Here is a 24,682-nt window from a genome sequence, read left to right as displayed (position 1 = left end):
GATGCTGCGAACTTGTGCAACTATCTAAAGGAGGCAACAACGTGTTTGGGAAAAAGAATATGGGTCTGGTTTTGGCAGGGGTACTTAGTTTATCGTTGTTGGCTGGCTGTGGAAACGGCGGTAATGCCGCCACGGCTACAGGGGAAGCCAAGTCTACAGAAGCGGGAGCCGCTACGGGAACGACGGAAATTTCCTTGTACACTGGAGGGTCACTGAACGTCAAAGAGCTGTGGGAAACGTTAATCAAGGACTTTGAAGCTAAAAATGATCACGTTAAGGTCAAACTGGTGTATTTGCCAGCAGGGACCGGAGGCGCATCTACACTGGATCGTCTGATCGCAGCCAAGAAAAGCGGACAAACCGATACTGATATCGACCTGTACGAAGGCAGTCTGGATGACATCACCAAAGGGGTAGGCGAGAAACTGTGGGAAACGGTGGATGCTGCCAAGGTTCCAAATTTGAAGAATGTTGATGAAACATATCTCAAGCAAGTCAACAATCAGGCCATTCCATACCGTGCCTCTTCGGTTGTCCTTGCCTATAACAGTGCAAAAGTAGCGACACCTCCGAAAACAGCCGACGAGCTGTACACGTGGATTCGCCAGCATCCGGGCAAGTTTGCCTATAATGATCCGTCCACAGGTGGATCAGGCAGCTCGTTTGTGAACACGGTTATCTATAATTTCCTTCCGCCAGAGGCGATGAACAGTGATGATCCGGCAAATATGAAGAAATGGGATCAAGGATTCTCACTGCTCAAGGAACTGGGCCCTTCAATGTACCAAAAAGGAGTCTATCCTAAGAAGAACCAAGGTACGCTTGATATTTTGGCAAGTGGAGAGGTAGACATGGTTCCAGCCTGGTCTGATATGGCGCTCGAACAACTGGCTAAAGGGCTGCTTCCAGACACAGTGAAGCTGACACAGGTCGACCCTGCTTTTACAGGTGGACCCTCTTATCTGATGGTTCCTTCGCTTTCCTCCAAAAAAGAAGCAACTCAGGAATTCTTGAATTATATACTGACGCCCGAAGCGCAAACGGTGGTTATTAATAAAATGTACGGCTATCCGGGGATTAAGTGGAATCTGATGCCAACGGAGCTGCAAGAGAAATTTAACAGTGTATCTTCTGGATACCGCAGCTTTAACAGCGGAGAGCTTCAGCAGGAAATCTACAAACGCTGGCAAAGTGAAGTAGCGGGCGGTTGATCATGAGTTCATTGTCCAAAAGGGGGATGCTGGGGCTTGCCCTGGTCATCCCGTCTTTTCTCATTTTGCTGGTCGTCGTTATTATTCCGATTCTCTATGCCGTGAAGGAAAGCTTGATTGATCAATATGGAACGGGCTACGGACTGGCCAACTATATTCGGTTGTTCACGGAACCTGCCATGCGTAGAAATATCATGTATACCATTAATGTCACGTTAGTCTCGACGGCCCTTACTCTGGTCATCAGCTATGCTTTGGCGGTTTATCTGAGATTCGGTAAAGGGGTTGTCGTGAAGTGGATAGGTCGGTTGTATTTTATTCCGATGTTTGTTCCCGGTGTAATTGCAACGTATGCGATCATTACCATGTATGGTAATCACGGTTGGGCTGCACGTCTTTTGCTGCCGCTTGGCATTGAGACGATTCCGAGGATTATTTATGACTACAAAGGGCTGGTGCTGGCTAATTTGTGGTTCAACATTCCGTTCGCAACCATGCTGCTCAGCTCGGCACTTGCCAGCATTCCAAACGCTGTCGTCGAAAGTGCCAGAGATGCCGGAGCCAGCACGATGCAGCTGTTTGGGCGCTTTATTTTACCCCTTTCCTACAAAACGATGTGGGTTGCGGTGACCTTCATTTTTATGGGAATCATGGGCAGCTTTACGGCTCCTTTCCTGATCGGTGCCAACTCGCCACAAGTGCTGGGTGTTGCGATGCAGCAGGTGTTTTCCAGCTATCAGGAGACGCATACGGCCAGCGCAATGGCAGTGTTTATGTTTCTACTGTGTTCTTTTATGGGCTACTTTTATATTCGGACAATGGTGAAGGATACGGATGCCAGCTAGACCGCCGTTATACACTAAGGAGGTTACAGGGATGAACAGCCAAGCAGAGGTGCAAATTACCGGGTTTAGTGGGCGAGCGTGGGAAAAGGATCTGCTGGATTGCGGTTATCGGATTGCCTTACACAAGGCGGAGGTTGAGCTCAGTCCGGGAAACGGATTTCGGTTTAGGTTCTCCATGCCAGAAGACGGATACGCGGAGCTTGATCTGTTCGCCAGATCAGACAGTGACTGGGCTGCGACAGATCGAGAATCTGCCTTCGTACGTCTCTACCTGAATGAAGCCTATAATCAAGATGTCATTTTGTACTATGGTAGCAGTCAGGGAGTGTACACCCGTTTGTTGGGATATCTAAAAGAAGGCGATTACGAGGTCTATGCCGAATTTCGCGAACTGGAATCGGCTCCGCTTGTATCTCGAGCATGGATCGACGGGGTTGAACTGCGCTGCGTGGCTGATTCCTCTCCAAGATCGCTGATTTATCGCCATACCCCGCTTTTATATGGCCGTAATCTGTCACATCCTTATGAGAATCGCTTTACGGATACACCGCTTGTTTTGTTCTATTCCATAGAAGTGAACGAGGGGAAGACGGTCATCGAATACCAGATGATGTTCAGCCATGAAGATGAGGGAACGCCCGCGCCGCTGCTTATGAGCAAATGGGGAAGAACCACCGATATCGAATGGATGTACCGCGTAGAGCTAGATGCAGAGGACAATGTTCTGGAAGCTGTTTTCCAGGGGGCACATCATATTACGACTGCGTTTAATGGGAATTATGATCTGGGCGGGCATCCTGTTCTCCAATCCGCAACAACCAACGGAAACTTTAAGGATGACATTTCATCGGACTATCGTTTTATGCTGCCGCCTGCTTTCCATTGGAAACCAGAGGAAGAGCCGCGTGAGGCTGTCATGAGCCGTTTTCCTTTTGCCTATCAGGTCACTGGGTGGGAGATGGAACGTCAGCAGGAGCTGGAAATGCCATCACAAGCGTCTTCCATTACACTTGCACACCAGCGTAGCTATGTGTTTATCCAGACTTCAAAACGTCCCTTGCGGGATTCAGGCAGAGAATTGTCTCCAGGGTTCAAGCCTGGCTTCAATCGGCGCGAGGAAGATGCCTGTGTCGATGTCCAGCTTCGCCTTCACGGCTCGGAGCAGTGGTATTCGTCCTGCCATTATGATCTGAGACTCGGGGAATTTAGAGCCGCTTATGAGGGTGCAGAGTCACATTTTTCTACCACGGTCAAGCTGTCTGGAGAAGCTGTGCTTGAGGATATAGCTGAAATCAGAGCCGTATTGCTGGAAGGCGGTGCGGACAGCATGGAAGTGGTCGGACTGTGTGTTTTTACGTTAAACGAAGATAATCTCCCGCAGTTTCCAGGTATTCGTACAGACCGGGTGATTGAGCTGACGCGGCTTCAACCCGTGGGTGTTTTGTGGGCGGCAGACAAAGACATGTCGGGTGATGAAGAACATACTGTGAATGATATGGTGAAACATGTTGTGGATGAACCGTCTAGCCAGGATGGGGAGTCATGAGCAGACTACTGTATGTGGAAGGAACGGTCGACAGAACCTGCACCCAGAGCCATATTACGTACTCTTTTCATATTCCACAGCCGACTGAAACGATCCGTATTCACTTCTCTTACACGCCCAAGTTATTGGAGGATCAAGAGCAAGCACGAGAAATCATTGAGGAAAGCATGAGCAAATACGGATACGACGAGCCGGGGCATTCATCCGATCTATGGAAGAAGTATATACCGCTGCAAAATTTATTAACGCTGTCTGTCGATGATCCTCTCCGTCACCGCGGAAATGCGCACCGTCCCGAGATGCAGCAGGAGCATTGGCTCGGTTCGTCTGCGGCTTCCCCGGGATTCCTTGCAGGAGATCATCCGCCAGGCATGTGGCGGATTACGGTCAGTCTGCATGCCGTTGTGACCGAGACGCTTGCCTACCAAATTCATGTATTGGGGGAGGAAGCAGCATATGCTTAAATGGATTCCGGCTGAGCTTCACACCCATACGCTTCACAGCGACGGCAAGCAAACACTGGAGGAGCTGGCCCAAAGTGCAGCCAATCTCGGGCTTGAATGTATCGCTATGACGGATCACAACACGCAATCGGCACTTGCGGATCAGGAACGGATTCAGCGGCAGTTCGGTCTCCCGATCATTTCAGGAATGGAGTGGACGACCTTTTACGGGCACATGCTGACGCTTGGGGTTGACCGCTTTATCGACTGGCGTGTGCTGGGACCAGATGACATCCATGAGGGGATTCGGCAGGTGCATGAGCAGGGAGGCATTGCAGGGATTGCCCATCCGTTCAGGATTGGAAGTCCGATCTGTACGGGGTGCTTTTGGGAGTACACGATTCAGGATTGGCATGAGGTGGATTATATAGAAGTCTGGTCAACGCTTATGCCATCTATTAAGCGGGATAGCCAGCGGGCGTTTGCCATGTGGACCGATTTGTTGAATCAGGGGTATCGCATCACTGCGGTAAGCGGTCGGGACTGGCATGTATCTAAACCAGATGATGCGCTTCCGGCTGTTACGTATCTGGGTGTTCATGATGAAGCAGAAGAGCGAGAAGGTTTAGCAGGCCGGGCAGTTGAGGCGATTCGCCACGGTTCAGTGTCAGTTACGATGGGACCGTTACTGACGATGTGGGCACAGATTAAGGGCAGAGAAAATCGTTATCACATCGGCGAATGTATAGAGCTGACTGTAGAGGATTCACTATCGGTGACGGTTCAATTGGATGTGGAAGCAAGAGCATCCCATTATAACCTCAAGCCTCAGAATCTTCGTCTTCTGCTGACAAGTAGTCATGGAATATGCTCCGAGATTCAGATCCCTGCTCAAACAGGAGAATATACGCTGTCATTGCAAGATCCGCTAGGAAAGGGCTGGATAAGAGCCGAGCTTTACGGCTGCATGGAAGACTGCGTGATGATGATTGCTTTTACGAATCCGATTTATATGGCTTAACACAATAGAAAGGCTGGGCTTCGGACGGTGTCAACAAAACAAGAGAACATAAAGCAGCTTATAGAAGAATATATGAAGGTTAATCAAATGGGTCCGGGGGATCGGCTGCCGTCGGAAACTGCACTTTCCCAATCGTTTCGTGTCTCACGTACGACGCTACGGGGAGCTATCCGCCAACTGGAATCGGAAGGTAAGCTGCTTGTAAAACACGGGAGTGGCACGTTTGCTACTTGCCCGCTGCCGAGTATTCCAAGCTCACTGGATCGCCTGTATAGCATCGGGGACATGATTCGTTCGGCAGGGCTACGGGAAGACGAGCAGCTGGAATCCATTCAGAGAATTTCGGTTTGTCCTCCTGATATTGCCGAACAGATGAGACTTTCCGAGAATGAGCCCATGATTGCTCTAGAGCGTACACGCACTGCCAACGGAGAGGCTGTAGCCCACTCTATAAACTGGATGCCAGAGAAATTAGCCGGACCCATTCTGGAAGATGACTCTTTTTCAGGCTCGCTTTTTCAGAGTCTTGAGTTCAAGGCGGGGGTGCGAATCGTCGGAGCATATTCCGAGCTTACCGTTCCCAACTATGACGACGCACATATGACACGTCTGCTGAAGCATCCGCAGGCTACGGTATTACTATTGAAGCAGCTTCACTATGATGAAATGAACAGGCAGGTGCTGTATTCTCTGGATTATGTCCGCAGTGACATTTTCCGTTTCTGGGTGCGTCGTACGCGCTGATTCAATCAGAATGTGGCATCTCCTATTGAATTGTGCTAGTTTTACATATTCCATGGGTTAAAAATCGTCATATCTCGTCAATACTGATCTATATGCACTTCATGATGATACACACATGGCAGGATGCGTATAAGGAGGTAACGGGATATGAGGTGGCTTGGATGGCTGCTCAAAAAAGGAATGACGGTGGTGTTGGTTAGCGCACTAACGCTGGCAGTGACAGGTGTAGTCGTTAATGCTTATGTTCAATCGCTGCTGCGGCAGTTTAACATTCAGCTTGATCATCAGCCCATATGGGGATTGGGTTGGCTAAAAGGCAGCGCGGGTACGGACCAAAGCACAGACACGGGGAAGAACAAGACGACAGGAAGTGGCTCGGGAAGTGTAACACCGCCTGATGATGCGTTGCCTGTCATGGGACAGGGCTTAGAAGAAAGCGGGAGTGAGGCTGGTGGCGTAGCCAATGGCAAGGTATCTCAGGAGGGGGCCACGTCGGCCGGAACATCAGGCAACGAGTCACGGAAGCAGGCAGAAGGTACAGCTACACCCGAAACGAGTATTGAAGGCCATGATTTAGTGATTACGCCCGACCATTTGACGGAGAAGAAGAACAACTTACCGGCTGCACAGAAGCAGGAAATTTTTGCGATTCTGATGAACAAGCTACCGCCGGAGGAGATGCAGAAAATATCAGCTGCGATGGAAGGCGGTCTCACCGAGCAGGAGCTTCAGGATATTCAGCAGGTGCTTGCGAAGTATTTGACCAAAGAGGAATATAACAAGTTGATGGATTTGCTTAAATGAGTATTTTGCAAAATCTTGAATAATAAACGATGAATTCATGGGAAATGTTTATGCTCAAAATAGGACTGTAGAATCCGCGCCATGCGCGGATTTTTTTGCGTGTCAGGAAGGAATTGGAGTGTAGTTGAATTCTTTGTAAAGGCTATGTTAAAGTAAACAGTGTTGTGAAAAGGTTAAATTTTTGAAACCTTTTACGCAACTATGCAATGGTAGATAGCGACTAATATCATAGATGCTTGTGAATACAGGCTAGGTTCATAATGTGAAAGACCAATAACGAACGCATTTATATAGAGATAAGATATGCTGAAAAGGAGAGAGTCATGAAGGTTTTGAGGGAGCAGGATTCACCAGACAGCAGGAATGCAGACTCAAACGTTGCAGACAAGCCTGCTGTGGAAGCGGGGAAAATAGCAAAGTGGTGGAGCGGTCGGAGAAAGTGGTTGAGCTGGACGGCAGGCGGTGTGGTGATTGCAGGCAGTCTTATTTTTGCGAGTAATCAGTATGTCGGGGCTAACACAGTTCCTTATTATAAAGTGTATGTAAAAGGCGTCGAGGTCGGGAATATCTTGAATGAGCAACAACTTAAACAGCTGTACGCAACGAAGAGCAAACAATATAAGGACAAGTATCCCGGCGTCGATATGGTGCTCAATACGAGCGCGGTAACGACAGGCATTGAGAAGGCATATAAAGCGGATATCGACAGCGCGGCCACGCTGAAGAAGCTGGACGGTATGCTGACAGCGTATGCCAAAGGAGTAGAAGTGAAGGTCAACGGTCAGACGGTTGGCATTGTAAAGGACAAAGCGACTGCACAAGCGGCTTTAAAACAAGTACAGAAGAAGTACACACCTGTGGGTGAGGGTACATCTACAGGCATCAAGGGGCTGGTTCGCAAAACATCCGTGGGCAGCAGCCATGCGAGTGCTAGTACTAAAACCCCTAAAGCATGGCTGGAGTCTGCCGGTATCCGTGAGAAAATCGCGTACGAGCCTGTGAAAGCAGACCCGAACAAGGTGCTGACGGAGGCTGAAGCAGTCAAAGTGTTGACTGAGGGGCGTGAGGCTCCTATCACGTATACAGTGCAAGAAGGCGATTCTTTGTCGTCGATTGCAACTAAATTTAATATGACCGCTTGGGAGATTAAGCAGAACAATCCCGGCTCGCGTGAGCTGTATTTGCAAATTGGGGACGAATTGAAGCTTACTGCTCCAAAGGCTCCGGTTACGGTCCGAACAGTAGAGAAGGTCGTCGAACAGATTGCCATCGAGCCTGAGGTTGAGATTCGCCAGAGCGATGAACTGAAGGCAGGAGTTACCAAAGTAGTCAGACCGGGACAAGCAGGTCTTAAAGAGATGGACTATCGTTTGACCAAGGAGAACGGCGAGGTCGTGCAAGAGGAATGGCTCGGTCAAAAGGTGCTGCAGCCGTCTGTTACTGAGGTGGTTCTTAGAGGAACGAAGGTCGTGGGAGAAGGCTCAGGACAGTTCGCTTGGCCGGTGTCCGGCGCATCGATGTCGAGTAGCTTTGGCGCACGTTGGGGACGTATGCATGAGGGTGTGGACTTGGTCGGTAGTGCTGACATTCACGCATCAGATGAAGGCGTGGTATCATTTGCAGGTCAGCAGAATGGATACGGCAATGTTATTATGATCGATCATGGCAACGGCTACCAAACCGTGTACGGGCATTTGAGCAGCATTGGCGTTCATGTAGGACAGGTGGTTCAGCAAGGCGAATCGATTGGAGTCATGGGGAACACAGGACGCTCGACCGGAACGCATCTGCATTTTGAAATTCGTAAAGATAATACGCCACGCAATCCAATGACGTATTTAAGATAGATTGGATGTTTATATCGAGAGTTACATGATTTATCAGAATCAAAGGGAAAGGCCATGTTTTTCTGCATGCTTAACATTAGGTGCAGGCATGGTTTTTTTCTGCGTAAAGAAAAGGGTCTAGAGAAGTAATGGAATGGCTCACGGGTATGATAGAATAGAATAAACATCTTATAGGTACTGACAAACGTAAGTTAATTATAAATTATGATCCGTGAAGAGAGGTGAACGCTATATGCAGGGAACGATTCTGGTAGTGGATGATGAACAGCCAATCGCTGATATTTTAAAATTTAATTTGGAAAAAGAGGGCTACCAGGTGATTTGCGCCTTCGATGGAATCAGCGCGGTGGATATCGCGGTCAAGCAGCAGCCTGACCTGATTCTGCTGGATCTGATGCTGCCAGGCATGGACGGCATGGATGTATGCCGCGAGGTGCGCGGGCATCAGCTCCAGACGCCGATTATTATGCTGACCGCTAAGGACGGCGAAATCGACAAAGTGCTGGGGTTGGAGCTGGGCGCGGACGATTATGTGACAAAGCCGTTCAGCACACGGGAATTGCTGGCACGGGTGAAGGCACAGATGCGCAGACAGCAACGCGGCGGGGCAAGCGCTTCGGAAAGCCGGCCGCAGGAGGATAAGCAGGGGCTGCGCGTGGGCGACCTCTTTTTTGATACGGATATGTATACAGCTTACAAAAACGGAACACCGCTTGACCTGACGCACCGTGAGTATGAGCTATTGCACTACATGGCGAAGAATGCCGGAAAAGTCATGACGCGGGAGCATTTACTCCAGGCGGTGTGGGGCTTCGAATACTACGGGGATGTGCGGACAGTGGATGTGACCATTCGGAGGTTGCGCGAGAAGATTGAGGAGAACCCGAGCAAGCCGGAGACCATCCTGACACGCCGTGGCCTTGGATATATCGTGAGCGGGGGCAAAGGTGGCCTGCGGGCATGAGATGGCTGTCTTTCTTTCGTACCATTCATGCAAAGCTGATTATTATCTATGTGCTGCTTATCTTGGTGGCCATGCAGCTGATTGGGGTCTACTTTGTCAGCTCGATGAAGAACTCTCTCACGAGTAATTTTACGCAGGATTTGCAAGCACGGGCGGAGATGCTGTCCGTGCTGGCGGAGCAGGATCTGAGTGGCAGTGACGGCAAAATGGAAGAAGACAGCGTGGAAAGCCTGCGTGCACGCGTGAATAATTTGTTTGATTTCAGCGGCGCGGAAATTCAGGTGCTGGATGCCAGCGGCAAAGTATTAATTACTTCTCAGGGTTCACACGCCGATTATGTCGGACGCAAAAATACGCAGACAGTGGTCAGCCGCGCACTCCAAGGTATCCGTGATAACGAGGAATACATGGTGGACGAGGATAATGTCCGCAAGAAGGTCGTCGCCAAACCTGTTATCAGCCAAGGCAAGATTGTCGGTGCGGTGTACATCGCCGCTTCGATGACCGAGCTCTACGATACGATGAAACGCATTAACAATGTGTTTCTCTCAGGTATGCTCATTGCGCTCGCGTTGACGGCTGTGCTGGGCGTGGTATTGGCCCACACGATTACGCACCCGATTAAGGTGATGACACGTCATGCAACGGAGGTTGCCGAGGGCAAATTCGACCAGCAGATGCCTGTATTTGGTGATGACGAGATCGGCAGGCTCAGCGTGGCCTTTAACTATATGACAGGCCGTCTGCGTGAGGCGCTGTCCCAAAATGAAGAGGAGAAGGAGAAGCTCTCCTCCATCTTGACCAATATGAGCGACGGTGTGGTCGCTACTGATGACAATGGCCGGGTCATTCTGGTCAACCGTCGGGCCAGCGCCATGCTGGGCGTAAACGAGAACGAAATGACCGGCAGGCATATCGCGGTACTGCTGGGGATCGACCCGGAGGAAACCGAGGCCCTGTATAGCGGCTCTTCGGCCTCCACGCTCTTGCAGCTGGAGCCAGCCGGTCAGGATGAACCCATCGTCATCCGTGTGACATTCACGCCGATTCATCGGCGGGAATTTGGCATTACGGGAACGATTGCCGTGCTCCAGGACGTGACGGAGCAGGAGGAGATGGAGACGACACGGCGGGAATTCGTAGCGAATGTATCACATGAGCTGCGCACTCCGTTGACGACCATCCGCAGCTATGCTGAGGCGCTGGATGACGGCGCGATGGCTGAACCGCAGCTCGCGGAGCGTTTCGTGGGCGTGATCCGCAACGAGACAGAGCGTATGATCCGGTTGGTTACGGATTTGCTGCATCTGTCACGGCTCGATTCCAATGAGGCACCTTTGCGGATGCAGCCTGCAGATGTGATGGAGATGCTGGACGAGGTCGCAGATCGGTTTTCTTTTCAAATGAAGCAAAAGCACATTCGCTCAGGGATGTTCGTAGAGCAGGGAATCGGTAAAGTCGTGATCGACCGGGACCAAATTGAGCAGGTGCTGGATAACCTGATGTCCAATGCGTTGAAATATACGCCAGATGGCGGGAGTATTCGGATTGAAGCTCGCCGCAACAGTGAGGGAATGCTGTCCATTTCGGTACAAGACACCGGAATTGGTATTCCCAAAAAAGATCTGGACCGGATTTTTGAACGGTTTTATCGTGTAGACAAGGCGAGATCGCGCAATATGGGTGGCACGGGACTGGGGCTGTCGATTGCCCGGGAAATTGTAAAGGCGCATGGGGGCCAGATTTTTCTGGAGTCGGAATACGGTCAGGGAACCTGCACGACCTTTACGCTACCCATGTCGAGTGAAGGGAGGGAAGCACAGTGAAGGAACGTTTGAAGTCCTGGACGCTTATTTTGCTGGTTGCTTCCAGCCTGGTACAGACTTATTTTTTGATTTACCGCCTTCCAGGCAGTGATTCTGTACTCACTTCAGAAACGAACTATGTCAAAACCGAAAGCATGGGGCAGGAGAAAAAGATTGAGAACCTTGTGTTTCCTGATAAAATGCTCATTCACCAAGGTGAGAAGAAGCATACCGTTTTTTATCCGGGTGTTACTTTTTACGATTTAATTTATACACGGCTGGAAAGCCGGAGCTTTAACAACTTTCAACGTCGAAGTATCCAATCGGCAGACTGGGCGCAGATTCGCAGCGAAAATGAGGGCATTGAATTATCTTTTTCAGGCGGGGTCCCGGTTTCATTATTGGAGCGGGTCATGCGTCTGACGCCGGATTCGGTGTTTCAGGGAGAGACGATTAACCGCATTTGGATTTATATAGACGAAAAGAATGCCAAGCCGCATGCGCTCTTTTTCAGTGCTAGAGGCGATGTGGTGTATGAGGCGAACCAGTTCGACATGACGGTAGAGGACATTCGGCAGCATGTGAATTTCGGTAAAAATGCCCCGTTGTACGAGCTGGTGGATAATCAGTACTACATTCCCGTGAATGACCTGGAAACGGTGCAGCCTGTGGTGTATGCCGGGTTGTTTACGACAGAGCAAATGCAGCGGAACTTGTTCTTCGATCCGGGGATTACGCGCAATATTCAGGAGAAGGACGGCTCACAAATTTACACGGACAGCAAGCGTAGTCTGCAAATCAAGCAGGAGCAACGATGGATGAGCTATACCGATCCCAGTGCGCCAGGGGCAAGTGGAAGCAGTCCAATTAGGGATGTGCTGGCCGCAGTTGATTTTGTGAATCAGCATGGCGGTTGGGATGCTTCGTACCAAATGAAATTAAGAAGCAGCGATGAAAATCGAACGACTGTGTTGTTTCAGCAGTATTATGGTGCTTATCCGGTGCTGGACACACCATCGTTCCGCTTTGGTACAATTTCGCTGCAAATCCAGCAAGAAACGGCTTCTGTCTATGAACGTTCGCTACTGTATCTCAAGGGAGGAGAGCAATCCTCGAAGAAGGTTATGCTGCCGGGTGGCGAGCCCTTGAAGAAGCAACTGGAGACTGTAGGCAAAGGGAAGACGATTCGAGATCTGACTCCCGTATATCAGCCGGAGCTGATTAATGATGGATTGAAGCTTTCTCCTGAGTGGCGCGTTACGCTCAGTGACGGTTCTGTTGCTGAGATTCATGCTGTCCCTGTAACGACAGCATCGAATACAACACAAACACAGCCAGACCAGGAGACAAAGAGGTGACAGGAAGGGGGAACGGGAATGGATTGGAGCCGCGCCAAAAACGTACTGATCTGTACATTTTTGCTGCTCAATGTGGTATTGAGTTATCAACTGTGGCATGACGCGCAGGAAACGGTAGGGCCGAATTTGGATTTTACTTCATTGGATGAAAATACGCAGCGTTTAATGGAAGAGAAAAGCATTCAGGTGCTGGCTCCGATTCCCGGGGATACCCCGCAGCTGCCTAAACTTTCTTACACATACGTTCATAGTGGAGAAAAGGATGATCGTGTGCAGCTGGTGAAGCCGGTGGACAGCAAACTGGTATTCACCCATGACGCGTTAGTTGAGGCATTGGAGCCACAAATCAAGGATATCGATAACTTCCAGTATGATCCGCTGGATGTTCAGGAGGAGTTGGCATCCGGACAAGCAGATGCTTTTGTACTTCATCCGCTGGTTCAGGGCAAGTGGCCGCTATTTAATGTGAAGCTGGCTCTGTTTTACAGCAATCAGAAGATTACAGGGTATCGCAAAATTAAGGTCGATCTCCAGCCTTCGGATGAGGCAAAGAAAATGCTGCCTGCGTCCAAAGCACTGGCAAGGCTGATTGATGGCTATTTGCCACGCGACTCGATTGTGAAGGATATCCGGCTCGGTTATTACGGACAGACCTTTAACTCCGATAGCCAGGTGGCTGCCCCCGTGTGGCGGTTTATGATGGATAACGGGAAAGGTGTGTACTATGTGCAGATGAACGGAGATGTCATTAGTCCAAAGACAGAACATACAGAAGGGTCTTGAACAGATATGGGGATTTCATTTACCGTGCTGTCGAGCGGTTCGACCGGCAACGCTACCGTTGTGCGGAACGAAGACACGACATTGCTCATCGACGCAGGTCTCAGCGCGAAGCGTATTGACGAATTGCTGAAAGAACGCGATCTGAGCGGAGAAGAGTTGGATGGTATTTTGGTCACGCATGAGCATTCCGATCATGTTAAAGGACTAGGCGCCATGGCGCGTAAATATAATTTACCTATATATGCTAACGAGAAGACATGGTTTGCCATCAGCAATGCTGTTGGGCAAATTGCAGACGATAACCGCAGAATATTGGAGACAGGCGCAACGCGGGAATTTGAGTCATTACGCGTGGAGTCTTTTGGCATATCCCATGATGCGGCTGAGCCTGTAGGATATAGCTTTTATGATGGGGCAGAGAAGCTCAGTGTAGCGACCGATCTTGGCTATGTCAGCGACAAAGTGAAACAGGCGATATCAGACGCGGATGTATTGGTGCTGGAGTCTAATCATGATGTGGAAATGCTGCGTATGGGTCGTTATCCGTGGAACATCAAGCGCCGTATTCTCAGTGATATCGGTCATTTATCCAATGAGATGGCGGGCGCGATTCTTAGCGAGCTATTGACAGGACGTACGAAGCGAACGTATTTGGCACATTTGAGCCGCGACCACAATATGATGGAACTTGCGAAGTTGACTGTACGTGGGGCGATGGAAGACCGCGGCTGTTTTTACAAGGACAGTGAATTTCGATTGTGCGATACGTACTATGATCGTCCTACACCTTGGGATAAGGTAAGTGAGCCATAAAGCTGTCCAGCTCGGCGGCTTTGCGTTCTACCTCTTCACGGGTCACTACGCCTTTGTCCACCAGTAGTTCAATCAATGTACTTAGCGCCAGTGTATTGCGGTAATGCTCGTCTTTCAAATCCGCAAGCTTGGCAGCCATGCGAACTTCATCCATAGCCGAACGATGTGAATTCATCATATATTCCTCCTGTAAAAATATTTTAGAAATGGCGTACAATGAGCTTGGTTCTGCCTGTGGTTTTGTTGGGTGCTGTGATACAATAAAGCTAACAACGGAAAGCTTTCTGAAGGAAGGCTCTCATCGAAAGTATAGGCAGCTTTAAGCGGACGGGAACAGGCCAGAACGTCTCTATGAGACGATCATTTTGTAATAGAATAGAAGACTTGTTACTATTGTAGTCCATTGGTTTGGAAATCATTCCTCTTTTTTCCTCTATTCGGGGTCAGATTCGGCGTGTATGCTAATTTATGAGATTCGGTTGCTTAGGAAGGCACCATTTGTGGTGATTAATAAGTAGGCCGGAACGATTGGTTGCTGGATTCCGATGATAAGGGATATTCAATCCATTTGAGATGTTCAACGGAGCAGGTTCTCTGTAGCATAGGTTGGCGCAAGCCCGAATAGCCCTAATTTTTTAGTGAGTGTCGGTGCATGACAACGAAGGGGAGAGGATTAGCATGGGCTTGTTTGAGGACGATTTTTATTCAACAAAGGTATCCACACGTGCGGCTAAAAAAATGGCATTTAAGGCGCGCCGTGGAGGACGTGGACGTTGGCCACACAGGAAGCGTGGAGTAAGTCCGGTGCAAGCTGCTGTCATTAGCGGTGCAGTCAGTGCAGTGGTTGCTGTGCTTCTGTTCAGCTTTATTACAGGCCTGCCCTCCACTACGGCGGTAACGGGAGCCAGTCACTATCCCTTGCGGCAAGCAGCGGGTGATCCGTATGATCGGATTGTGCAGGCGGCAGCCAAGGTGCGCCCAGCCGTCGTCAGCATCGTGAATCTGAAAGAGGAAGATGGTAAAAGCACGGAACAATCCGCGCTTGGATCGGGTGTCATTTTCCGAGTGAGTTCAGGCAAAGCCTTCATTATGACAAATAACCATGTGGTCGAAGGATCAGATGATCTGGATATTGTAACGGTAGACGGCGTCAGAAAAGAGGCAAAGCTGATCGGAAAGGATCGCATTAGTGATATCGCTGTACTCGCAGTTGACGATAAAGGCATTAGCACGGTAGCGGATATCGGCGACTCCAGTAAACTTCGTCTGGGTGAGACGGTCATTGCTATTGGCAATCCGCTTGGCCTGGGAGACACGCTTACCTCCGGTATTGTGAGTTATACGAATCGCATCATTCCGATTTCCATTAACCAGGATGGCGTATATGACTGGGAGCAGCATGTGATCCAGACTGATGCGGCGATTAATGAGGGAAACAGCGGCGGAGCGCTGGTCGATCTGGACGGACGTGTGATCGGCATCAATACGATGAAAATCGCTGATACTGGTGTTGAGGGACTTGGTTTTGCCATTCCCGCCAATGAGGTAATGAAGACGGTGAATGAACTGGTTGAGGACGGCAAGATCACCCGCCCTTATCTGGGGGTATACACGGTGGACCTCAACAATGAATATGCACCGCTGGATGAAACTCAGCGCAAGGAGCTCAAGTTGCCGGACAGCGTGAAAAATGGGGCAGTCGTTCTGGAGGCCCATGGTCCTGCCAAGGAGGGTGGCTTGAAGCTGAACGATGTCATTACAGCGTTTGATAGCGAACCGATTAACTCTACCCTTGATTTACGTCGCTACTTGTACGATAACAAGAAGATTGGCGATGAGCTGAAAGTTACTTTTTACCGGGCAGGCAAGGAAGAAACGGTGATGTTAAAATTAACAGATAAGCCGGAAGGCTAAGGTAACTTATAGGCTTAACTATAAAAAAAGGCGTTCACCGGCTCATTTCCGGGAACGCCTTTTTCGATCTTCTGCTGAGCCTTAGATTAGGATGTCGTTCCCGTTACACGGGTTCCGCTCTTGGTGATTTTGTATGTCACCACATCGCCGCTCCAAAAATGGAACTTCAGCGTGACTTCACCATCTTTTACACTATTAAAAAATTCAGGTAGCAGCTTGATGCCATTGGCATCATAGGCAGGAGCAAAAGTATTGCCAAACTCTTTATAAGGCGTCCAATCCTGTGGACCGGCATTGCCACCATTGGTATAAACGGCTTCCATCGTGGCGAGCTGGCTACCGTGGAATTCTGTTGGAATGGTAAAGGCTTGTGTAGTCCCTTCGACAGCGCTTAATTTTGGGGTATCATACACGACTACTTTGAAGTTCCAGTCTGCCCCCTTGTTAAACTTAGCGGTAATGACGGCATTCTCCCCATATTTACCGGAAGTGGTCAGGCTGGTGAGCAAGCTGGCTTTTAAGGTTAATGTATCTCCGCTCAGCGTATAGTCGGTGCCCTGTGTCAGTTGCCTGTTGTTGACACTGAGTGTTTTCAGCTGATTGCCATTCAGGTTTAAGGTGACCTTGGCATCCTGAGCAGGAGTGCCCTTCTTCAAGTGAATGAGGTCACTGGCTGCATTGGAGGAACGCCCTTTTAGACTGGCTTTAATAACATTAAAGAGCTCAGGATCAGACCATTTGTACGTTGTGCGGTTAAAATGCTGGCCGTTATCCCAGAGTATGCCTGTTATTTTCTTCTCTTTCATGTAATAGGTTAAATACTCGAAGAATTTCAGCTTTTCGCCTTGTTCAATAACGCCTGTATTTTTATCGAAGCCGAGTAGACCGAATTCACCTACAATAACCGGAATACCTTTGGCTACAAAGGTGTTATAGACGTTATCAAAGGTTTGGATGATATCGTTTTTAGTATCTTTATCAAAAGTAGTATGGCCCGCAATATTTACACTGAAAGGCCAATAACCATAATAGTGGACGGTGGCAATCAGATTGGGATCATTCAGCTTGGTTATCGTGTTGTACAGCTCGTTGATTTTGGCCTGAGCAGGTGAGGTGTCCAAGCCAGGCAGAACAAGGGGACGAGTGGCATTCTTACCGCCAGAGGCGCGGACGATTTTGTGGAAGGATACATTCAGTTCTTGGAGCATCTGATTCATTTTCGCTTCATCCGTTGTCCCCCCTTCAGAGAAACGGGGCTCGTTAATACTTTCGAACATCAGCTTGTTAGGCTGGTCTTTAAAGCGCTGGGCAATTTGTGTCCATAATGCGTTATAGCGAGCCAGCACCTCATCATGTTTGGGCTCCATATTGCTTACCCACGTCCATGAATCATGATGGACATTGATCATGACGTACAGATTAGCATCCAGTGCCCAGCGAACAACCTCTTCCACACGGTTCATGTAGGCAGACTCAACGGTATAGTTCGGTGCTGCTCCAATGTGTTTATCCCAGGTGACCGGGATGCGTATGCTTTTGTACCCTTGGGCGGCAATTTGCTGGATCAACGCCTGGGTAATGCGCGGATTGCCCCAGGCTGTTTCATCCGCGCCGACAGCATCCAGAGAATTTCCTAAATTCCATCCAGGCTGCATGGCTTCTACATACGATTGCATGCTGCTCACAGCCGCAGCTTGTGGTGCTTGTCCGTCAGATTCGGCAGCAGCGGCAACGGATGCGAACGTAGATAACAACAGGGTAATGGCAAGCGTCAACGACAGCAATGAAACGGGTCTTCGTTTTAACATAACAGGCCCCTTTACAAAGTTATTTTTGAAAGCGCTTTCTAATAAAACACTACCACACTATTTGAATATGGAATACCTGTATAATTCATGTAAAAATCATGTGTTAATTAGATATTTTAATTTTGTAAGCGTTATTATTGAAAAAATACAGAAATGAGTGTAGAATCTATGGCCCTACGTGGATTGTAGTATAGCATCGGATTTGTAAATACAAAAGAAAGAAGGAGATGAATATGAATAAGTGGGACACGGAAGAGGCCATTCGACGCTGGAATATGCATGCAGAAAACTTTACTGCCAAGTACACGGAGGAAGGAGATCGATCTCGCGAAGTACTGCTGAATCCGGCATTACAAGCCTGTATGGGACCTCTCGGGGGCAAAAAAGTGCTGGATGCCGGCTGTGGCGAAGGCTATCTAAGCCGTAAAATGGCCAGGGCGGGTGCGTTGGTAGAGGCTGTCGATTACTCGACAGAGATGCTGAGGCTAGCCAAAGAGCGGACGCCGTCAGCGTTGGGAATTACATATCACCACGGCAATCTGGAAAAGCTGGAGATGTTCGGGGACCAGAGCTTTGATCTGATCGTGTCCAATATGGTCATACAGGACTTGGCCCATTATGAGCAGGCGATTGCCGAAATGCGGCGGTTATTAGTTCCAGGGGGCCGCTTTATTTTTTCTATTCTGCATCCGTGCTTTCAGACACCGCAGAGTGGTTGGGTGAAGGATGAGACAGGGAAAAAGCTGTATTGGAAAGTGGATCAATATTTCAACGAAGGCCCTCTGGAGCAAGCGATTCCTTATGATCAGGAGGAAAAGCTTTTGTATTTTCACCGTACGCTGGGCAGCTATGTACAGACCATTGTTGAGGCGGGACTGTTGTTGGATGGGATGATCGAACCCAAGCCGTCTGCCGAAATGTTGGAGAAATATCCTCATTTTCACGAGGACTTGAATGTCACTAATTTTCTTATTTTTACAACCAGACGTTTGGGGTAAAAAGCAAGCCCTTTCCTTTCCCCGTCAAGTGTGGTAGAACAAAAGAAGGCAGTTTTGACACACCTACAACAGGAAGAGCTTCAAACGGAAAGGGATGCAACTGGAATGTACGTGGTATGTAAAGAGCATGTGGAACTGGCAATTGATATGTTCGTCGATGAATACGAGGATGCACCGGATGTCGTCGATCTTAAGGAAACGAAATTTTCGGATTGGGACCCTCCAGTGAAGTGCAAGGAATGTGAGAACAAAGCAGAGTTTTTGGTCGTCTAAAAAACAAGCACGGGCGTTTCGGGCAGAAACGTCCTTTTTGTATACCAGGATTTATTGCAAAAATACCCCATACATAGAGCTATATTTATTCCCACCACGTACTGAGACAGGAGTGAACGATGGATGGACCCTTTGCTGCATTCACTATTTCGTCCGCTTCAAGTCAATGGAAGTGATCTCTCCACGTATTATATCGAACAAAAGCCGTCTGCTGTGCTAAAAGCTTACGTGGCCTGTTATTGGGAGTCCGGTCCGGCTAATAGGGTGGTAGAAGAGAATCTAGCAGCTTCGTGCGAAGACACCGCTTTGTTAAGCTTGCCGCATGAAGAAACCATGGAGCGGGTATTACCTGACGGCTGTACGGATATTCTATTTGAATACGACCCGGTGAGTAAGCGTCAGGAACTCTCGTACTGTGGGACATTTACGCAACCGTTTGTGTCTGCCAGACAAGCAGGGTCCGAGACACGCATTTTTGCGGTGCGATTTTTTCCCGGTGGGGCACACTATTTTCACGGTATGCCGACTCATTTGTTTACAGGTGGTAATTATCGCTTGGAAGATCTCTGGCCCGAAAGCATCGCTGTGATAGGTGAGCGCATTATGGAAGCGCAGAATTTCAATGAACGGGTGCGCATAATGGATGAGTATCTTAACCAGCTTCTGCTGCGCCAACGCACGAACGATTGTGACCTGATGAAAAACTTGCTGCATCGCATCTTTGTGAGCGCTGGGAGTGTGGGGGTTAAGGAGCTTGCGGAGCGTGAGGCGATCAGTGAAAGACAGCTTAACCGCAAGTTTGGGCAATGGATCGGAATCAGCCCCAAAAAGTTCAGTGAGGTCGTCCGCTTCCAGAGCGTTCTACACAGTATTCAAAGCGGCGGGGATCTGGATTGGACGGAGTTGGCATTGAAGCACAGCTTTTTCGACCAGGCGCATTTAATCCGCGATTTCCGCAGGTTTTATGGAGATTCTCCGCTTACTGCGGCTAAGGATTTACGGAAGTTGTCCGATTTTTACAATACACGCCCAGAGGCTTCGGCTATACTCAAAATATGAATAAGAATGGCAAAGGAGAGATGTGAATATGAGTGGAACGCTGCAAGTTCGCGATCATCTGCTGAATGAGCTAGAGACCGGAGTACGAACGGGGGAAGCCTTGATTCGTAAAATACGTCCAGAGGATTGGAGCTTTCGCCCACAGGGTAATTTCCGTTCGCTGCTGGAGTTAGTGCATCACTTTGTGCTTATTCCTGCTTCGGATCTTGCGATAATGCAGGAGAAGTCTGAGGGTGAAGTGGGAAGCATTGAAAACAGCCTGTCCGGGGTGGAAGATCCCGAGCGCTTGGCTGCGACTTTCAGGCAGAATTTTGAGGCTTATAAAGCTTACATTCTTTCGCTTAGCGAAGACGATTATCTGAACCGTTCGACGAAGGCTTTCTATATGGAGCACGGACATTTACAGGTTCAATGGCAGATTGAGACCGTGACCCATGTGTTCCATCATCGTTCGCAGATTTATAATTATTTGAAGCAATTGGGACATGAAGTGAGCTTTTTTATGTTGTACGCTTGAGTATCTTTTATAAAACGTTTGGAGGGCACCTGTGCGGTGCTCTTTTTTGGTTTTATTTAAGGCCTTTATAGGATGGCATGACTTACTTGAACGCACGTGAAACTTCTTTACTAACTCGTCTGAGAATGCCGATTTGCTCCTCATTCAATCTGCTGGTCAACGCAACAAACTCATCTACTGCCTCTTGCCGAATCGTTTCGTCTTCAGTCATATGTTCTTTGGAAAACATTAATTCACTGATAGACACGTTTAAGGCGGTTAACACTTTCTCCAAGGTATCAATCGAAAAGTTTCTTTCGCCACGCTCTAATGCACCAATATATCGATAGTCCAAGCTTGCGATGTCAGCCAGTTTTTGCTGTGTAAGTCCCTTTGCATTTCGAATAGCCCGGATTCTTGTACCCATTTGCTTGCGTAATTCTGTCATATAACCACCTCATAACAAGCTTATGGAAGATGAAGTGTAAAAGTCAGGTCAAAATATATAGTAAAAATGGTTTATATTACTCATTTTAAGTAGTATAATTAATTTGTTTAGTCACTCCTCACGAGTGGTTAGCAACTCTAAATCGATAATGAGGATACTAGAGGAGGTAATATTTTTGCAGGAGGACATTCTAAAATCACTCAAACCAGATGTGATCGTACAATTGTTAAAAATGGCTTATTCCTTCGGAAACTGGGCTCAGGTCGAGACTACATCTGGCATTTTATACAGCCATGTGCAACGCATTTACGAAGAACGGCAGTATCATAAAGCAATGAAATTACCCATTCCGCATGTCAATTTAGAACGTCCATTGGTATATTATTTTGGGCTCAGTCACCTGATGTGTGGAATGGCTCACCAGAACCAGGGTACATATGAGCAGGCAAGGGAGTGTATCTATAAGTATGCTGAGCTGGGGTGGATGGAGGATCTAAAGGAAGAAGACATTCAGGTTGTCGAGGAGTTCAGGTTTTTAGCCAAAACTAATTTATATGCAGTAGATATTTTGTCTGGAAATATAGAGCTGGTCGAGGAATACGTAGGCTTTTTGCAGGATAATCTAGAGGAAATATTACCGGGACTGAATACCGTATTACAGGCAGCGCTTATGTATCATTTGGATGTAGGAGATATTTTACATACGTTTGCAGAGCAGATTGATGAATTCGGGAGTTATGAAGACGCAGAGAACATATCTTACTATTATAGCTACTGCTATCACTTGGCTTTGTACTATCGGAAGTGCGGCAGATTACAGGATGCAGTGGGACTTACTGTGCAGGCGATGCAACTAGCCGATCAGTCGGGTAACGATCGTAATTTCAAGAAATGTACGGCATTGTTTGAATCATTACGGGAGTCAGCGACAGCGGAACAAATCAGAGAATATCGACAGATGCTAATGCAGAGTCTTGATGAATACGAAACGGATAGGCATTTCATTGTGAAGAGCGTAATGGATAATCCGCTATGACCTGAACAGGGAATAGGCTCGTAGTGGAGAGGAAATAGATAGGTAAGAGGCGCATCAGGTGCTAAAATAACTATGTTACAGGTATGTTTTTAAGTTAGGGATCGTAAATACGATTTTACATTATCATTCGACATAGATAGGGGTATGGAATTTGTTTATTCAGCTTATAGGTGTGGGGAAGTTAAAAGAGAAGTATTTGGTCATGGGCATTCAGGAATACGCTAAACGGCTGGGCCCATACATCAAGTTCCAAATGATCGAAGTAGCCGATGAAAAGGCTCCTGACACACTGAGCGAAGCGGAAGTTCGACAGGTCAAGGGGCGGGAGGGAGAGCGCATCCTTGCTCATGTGAAAAGTGAAGCACATGTCATTGTACTCGCCATCGACGGCAAACTGTGGAGCTCGGAAGAACTCGCAGAGGAATTGGACAAGCTCGGCACCTACGGTACAAGCCATGTTGTCTTCGTCATTGGCGGCAGTCATGGTCTCTCTGACGAAGTCCTCCGCCGCGCCCAGCAGAAGCTGAGCTTCGGAAGGATGACCTTGCCACATCAGCTAATGCGATTGGTTCTTGTGGAGCAGATTTATCGGGCGGTGAAGATTAATCGAGGGGAACCGTATCATAAGTAGGGCGAAATTTTCGCTAGGAAACGGGTGAGAAGCTATGAATGTTTTGTTTAAAAGAGGGCATCGAAAATTGTTGAAATTAAGGGAAAGATTCAAAATAGCACCTTTCTCTGTTTGGGAGATTAAAATATCTAAACGCTACTTTTATGGTATTATTTAATACACAGGAAAAAGGCTTAGGGCCTATTTTTATTAGGAAGAGAGGAAAGTGTATTGAAGCCTAAGGTTATTAAAATTGACGATCTTTACATAAATGAGGATAATCCAAGAGATGAATCTCAAGAAGATGAGGCTGCGGCAATAAAAATACTGTTCAAGAATGAAAAAAAACTTTTTAATCTAATGAAATCAATTGCTGAATATGGTTTTGAAATATCAGAGCGAATAATTATTGTTGGAAATGGAGCACCAAATAAATATCTAGTAATGGATGGTAATAGACGTGTTACTTGCATAAAACTACTGAATACCCCTGAGCTCTTACCTCTTGATATTGATAATAGAGGTCGATTGATTAACCGTATAAAAAAAATAAAAGCAGATTTTAACTATACACCTATCTCGACTGTTGATTGTGTTATATATGATATTCCTGCTGAAGAATCTTTAATGAAAAGAACTATTCAAAACAAGCATACTGGGGAGAACAACGGTGCTGGGCGTCTTCCTTGGGATTATAAGGCACAGAATAGATTTATGAATGACGACTATAAAATTTATTTGATTGAATTCTTAGATAACATACTCAAAGTTGAACGGTCTCTTTCAACAATGGAACGTATATTCAGTGATCCTGATTTGAGAACCCGTTTAGGGGTCATAATTGATAAAAAGTTGCCTGAAATAAAACTAGTTAATAGTGATAGTGAAAAAAAGATCTATTATATTCTAAAACTTATAAAAAGTAAGAAGATTACTGTAAGTGATGTTTACTACAAAGAAGACCGAGAAAGCTTCTATAACAACTATTTCATTAAAAACGAAAATTGGCGAAGCTTAATATCAGATTTAGAGGATCCAGTGAAGCCAGAGGACGAACCAGTCATAGAGGAGCCGGTCAAGCCGAAGGATAGACCAGTCGTAGAGGAGCTAGTCAAGCCGAAGGATAGACCAGTCGTAGAGGAGCTAGTCAAGCCGAAGGATAGACCAGTCGTAGAGGAGCCGGTCAAGCCGAAGGATAGACCAGTCGTAGAGGAGCTAGTCAAGCCAGAGGACAGGCCAGTCATAGAGGAGCTGGTCAAGCCGGAAGGTAGAACTGTCTTAGAAGAGCCAACTGCCAGACAACCTAATGAAAAACCTGATAATCAGGAAGAACAACTAACATTGCACTTAAGTCCTGAATCACAGCCAAATCCTTTAGACAACTTAAAGCAACAAAAACCTGAAAGTATCTCTTTTTTGTTTCAGGGTATTATATATTATGGGCAACATCCAGGGATTAAAAGATCTCTCTATGAATTACATAGATTGAGAGTTTCTACCTATACGTTAAGTGCAACGTATTTGACTCGCACTCTCTTGGAATGTACATTACAAGAGTATTTAATAAAAAATGGACTTTTTAATGAATGGAAGAAACCGGAGAAGGATCCGTCTATGACCGATTTATTGAATTATTGTGTAAGTAATAAATCTTTGCAAAATATTAATCAAAATTATCAGAGAACTATAAATGTAGCTTTTGGGAAAAAGGACCACGATGAATTAAATTCAATTACACATGGGAAGTATAATCTACCTTCACCAGATATTTTATGGGATATTGAACGAAGATGGAGATTGTTTGTGAAGCACATGATAGAAAATTTGAATAGTCATATCTAGTAGTAAAAGATATA

24 protein-coding genes are annotated in these 24,682 nt (G+C 47.5%); 21 read left to right on the top strand and 3 right to left on the bottom strand.

What is annotated here, in order from left to right; genetic code table 11:
• The first annotated feature begins 41 nt into the window (after nt 1–41).
• The 13 genes from GRP75_RS00930 to GRP75_RS00870 all read left to right on the top strand — a co-directional run bounded on the left by GRP75_RS00930 (nt 42) and on the right by GRP75_RS00870 (nt 14,184).
• Nucleotides 42–1,211, top strand: coding sequence for an extracellular solute-binding protein (locus tag GRP75_RS00930; RefSeq protein ID WP_160788387.1), 1,170 nt, complete (start codon nt 42–44; stop codon nt 1,209–1,211).
• A 2-nt stretch (nt 1,212–1,213) separates the two neighbouring features.
• On the top strand, nt 1,214–2,056 hold the full coding sequence (locus GRP75_RS00925; RefSeq protein ID WP_069080191.1) for an ABC transporter permease: 843 nt from the start codon (nt 1,214–1,216) through the stop codon (nt 2,054–2,056).
• A gap of 31 nt (nt 2,057–2,087) precedes the next feature.
• Entirely contained in the window at nt 2,088–3,602 is a 1,515-nt protein-coding gene (locus GRP75_RS00920) for a hypothetical protein (protein ID WP_160788386.1), read from the top strand.
• Complete coding sequence (locus GRP75_RS00915; RefSeq protein ID WP_076295144.1) at nt 3,599–4,066, top strand: hypothetical protein; 468 nt, start codon at nt 3,599–3,601, stop codon at nt 4,064–4,066. Before GRP75_RS00920 ends, GRP75_RS00915 begins: the two co-directional genes overlap by 4 nt.
• Nucleotides 4,059–5,066 (top strand): CehA/McbA family metallohydrolase, encoded by a 1,008-nt coding sequence (locus tag GRP75_RS00910; protein WP_160788385.1) that lies wholly within the window; start codon nt 4,059–4,061, stop codon nt 5,064–5,066. The genes GRP75_RS00915 and GRP75_RS00910 overlap by 8 nt, the downstream gene beginning before the upstream one ends.
• Before the next feature lie 27 nt (nt 5,067–5,093).
• Nucleotides 5,094–5,810 (top strand): UTRA domain-containing protein, encoded by a 717-nt coding sequence (locus GRP75_RS30395; protein WP_160788384.1) that lies wholly within the window; start codon nt 5,094–5,096, stop codon nt 5,808–5,810.
• A 147-nt stretch (nt 5,811–5,957) separates the two neighbouring features.
• Nucleotides 5,958–6,614 (top strand): hypothetical protein, encoded by a 657-nt coding sequence (locus GRP75_RS00900; RefSeq protein ID WP_160788383.1) that lies wholly within the window; start codon nt 5,958–5,960, stop codon nt 6,612–6,614.
• A gap of 323 nt (nt 6,615–6,937) precedes the next feature.
• Entirely contained in the window at nt 6,938–8,461 is a 1,524-nt protein-coding gene (locus GRP75_RS00895; protein ID WP_023991125.1) for a M23 family metallopeptidase, read from the top strand.
• 232 nt (nt 8,462–8,693) lie between these two features.
• Nucleotides 8,694–9,425, top strand: a complete 732-nt coding sequence (gene yycF / locus GRP75_RS00890; RefSeq protein WP_028540971.1) for a response regulator YycF — start codon at nt 8,694–8,696, stop codon at nt 9,423–9,425.
• Nucleotides 9,422–11,251 carry a cell wall metabolism sensor histidine kinase WalK gene (gene walK / locus GRP75_RS00885; RefSeq protein WP_160788382.1) on the top strand — a complete coding sequence of 610 codons (1,830 nt, stop codon included), beginning with the start codon at nt 9,422–9,424 and terminating at the stop codon, nt 11,249–11,251. The genes yycF and walK overlap by 4 nt, the downstream gene beginning before the upstream one ends.
• The gene (locus GRP75_RS00880) at nt 11,248–12,588 is read left to right on the top strand and encodes a two-component system activity regulator YycH (RefSeq protein WP_160788381.1); all 1,341 of its coding nucleotides are present in this window, start codon (nt 11,248–11,250) and stop codon (nt 12,586–12,588) included. Before walK ends, GRP75_RS00880 begins: the two co-directional genes overlap by 4 nt.
• An 18-nt stretch (nt 12,589–12,606) precedes the next feature.
• A complete protein-coding gene (yycI, locus tag GRP75_RS00875; RefSeq protein WP_023991121.1) occupies nt 12,607–13,371 on the top strand; it encodes a two-component system regulatory protein YycI in 765 nt (254 codons plus the stop codon).
• 6 nt (nt 13,372–13,377) lie between these two features.
• The gene (locus GRP75_RS00870; RefSeq protein ID WP_023991120.1) at nt 13,378–14,184 is read left to right on the top strand and encodes an MBL fold metallo-hydrolase; all 807 of its coding nucleotides are present in this window, start codon (nt 13,378–13,380) and stop codon (nt 14,182–14,184) included.
• Here GRP75_RS00870 and GRP75_RS00865 read toward each other — a convergent pair.
• Complete coding sequence (locus GRP75_RS00865) at nt 14,153–14,359, bottom strand: hypothetical protein (RefSeq protein ID WP_025723164.1); 207 nt, start codon at nt 14,357–14,359, stop codon at nt 14,153–14,155. The genes GRP75_RS00870 and GRP75_RS00865 overlap by 32 nt on opposite strands.
• Nucleotides 14,360–14,862: 503 nt before the next feature.
• On the opposite strand from GRP75_RS00865, the gene GRP75_RS00860 reads away from it, so the two are divergent.
• Nucleotides 14,863–16,098 (top strand): S1C family serine protease, encoded by a 1,236-nt coding sequence (locus GRP75_RS00860; RefSeq protein WP_023991119.1) that lies wholly within the window; start codon nt 14,863–14,865, stop codon nt 16,096–16,098.
• An 86-nt stretch (nt 16,099–16,184) separates the two neighbouring features.
• Here the strand turns inward: GRP75_RS00860 and GRP75_RS00855 are convergent, their stop codons facing one another.
• A complete protein-coding gene (locus GRP75_RS00855) occupies nt 16,185–17,906 on the bottom strand; it encodes a cellulase family glycosylhydrolase (RefSeq protein WP_160788380.1) in 1,722 nt (573 codons plus the stop codon).
• 233 nt (nt 17,907–18,139) lie between these two features.
• Here GRP75_RS00855 and GRP75_RS00850 point away from each other — a divergent pair, with 233 nt between their 5' ends.
• The 4 genes from GRP75_RS00850 to GRP75_RS00835 all read left to right on the top strand — a co-directional run bounded on the left by GRP75_RS00850 (nt 18,140) and on the right by GRP75_RS00835 (nt 20,753).
• Entirely contained in the window at nt 18,140–18,904 is a 765-nt protein-coding gene (locus tag GRP75_RS00850; RefSeq protein ID WP_160788379.1) for a class I SAM-dependent methyltransferase, read from the top strand.
• Nucleotides 18,905–19,009: 105 nt separating this feature from the next.
• Nucleotides 19,010–19,177, top strand: a complete 168-nt coding sequence (locus GRP75_RS00845) for a CxxH/CxxC protein (RefSeq protein ID WP_007433184.1) — start codon at nt 19,010–19,012, stop codon at nt 19,175–19,177.
• 123 nt (nt 19,178–19,300) lie between these two features.
• Nucleotides 19,301–20,236, top strand: a complete 936-nt coding sequence (locus GRP75_RS00840) for an AraC family transcriptional regulator (RefSeq protein ID WP_160788378.1) — start codon at nt 19,301–19,303, stop codon at nt 20,234–20,236.
• 28 nt (nt 20,237–20,264) lie between these two features.
• Entirely contained in the window at nt 20,265–20,753 is a 489-nt protein-coding gene (locus tag GRP75_RS00835; RefSeq protein WP_160788377.1) for a DinB family protein, read from the top strand.
• Nucleotides 20,754–20,835: 82 nt separating this feature from the next.
• On the opposite strand, the gene GRP75_RS00830 is transcribed toward GRP75_RS00835, so the two are convergent.
• A complete protein-coding gene (locus GRP75_RS00830) occupies nt 20,836–21,180 on the bottom strand; it encodes a helix-turn-helix domain-containing protein (protein ID WP_160788376.1) in 345 nt (114 codons plus the stop codon).
• Nucleotides 21,181–21,355: 175 nt separating this feature from the next.
• Here GRP75_RS00830 and GRP75_RS00825 point away from each other — a divergent pair, with 175 nt between their 5' ends.
• From GRP75_RS00825 to GRP75_RS00815, 3 genes are all read left to right on the top strand, one after another.
• Nucleotides 21,356–22,216, top strand: a complete 861-nt coding sequence (locus GRP75_RS00825; protein ID WP_160788375.1) for a DNA-binding protein — start codon at nt 21,356–21,358, stop codon at nt 22,214–22,216.
• 151 nt (nt 22,217–22,367) lie between these two features.
• The gene (gene rlmH, locus GRP75_RS00820; RefSeq protein WP_076295154.1) at nt 22,368–22,847 is read left to right on the top strand and encodes a 23S rRNA (pseudouridine(1915)-N(3))-methyltransferase RlmH; all 480 of its coding nucleotides are present in this window, start codon (nt 22,368–22,370) and stop codon (nt 22,845–22,847) included.
• A 210-nt stretch (nt 22,848–23,057) separates the two neighbouring features.
• Nucleotides 23,058–24,668 carry a hypothetical protein gene (locus tag GRP75_RS00815; protein ID WP_160788374.1) on the top strand — a complete coding sequence of 537 codons (1,611 nt, stop codon included), beginning with the start codon at nt 23,058–23,060 and terminating at the stop codon, nt 24,666–24,668.
• Nucleotides 24,669–24,682 lie beyond the last annotated feature (14 nt).

The organism is Paenibacillus sp. OT2-17 (assembly GCF_009827695.1).
In the GTDB taxonomy this organism is placed as follows: domain Bacteria; phylum Bacillota; class Bacilli; order Paenibacillales; family Paenibacillaceae; genus Paenibacillus; species Paenibacillus polymyxa_B.
The sequence above is the reverse complement of the archived record's forward strand: the minus strand, read 5'-3'. Positions and strand labels throughout refer to the sequence as shown.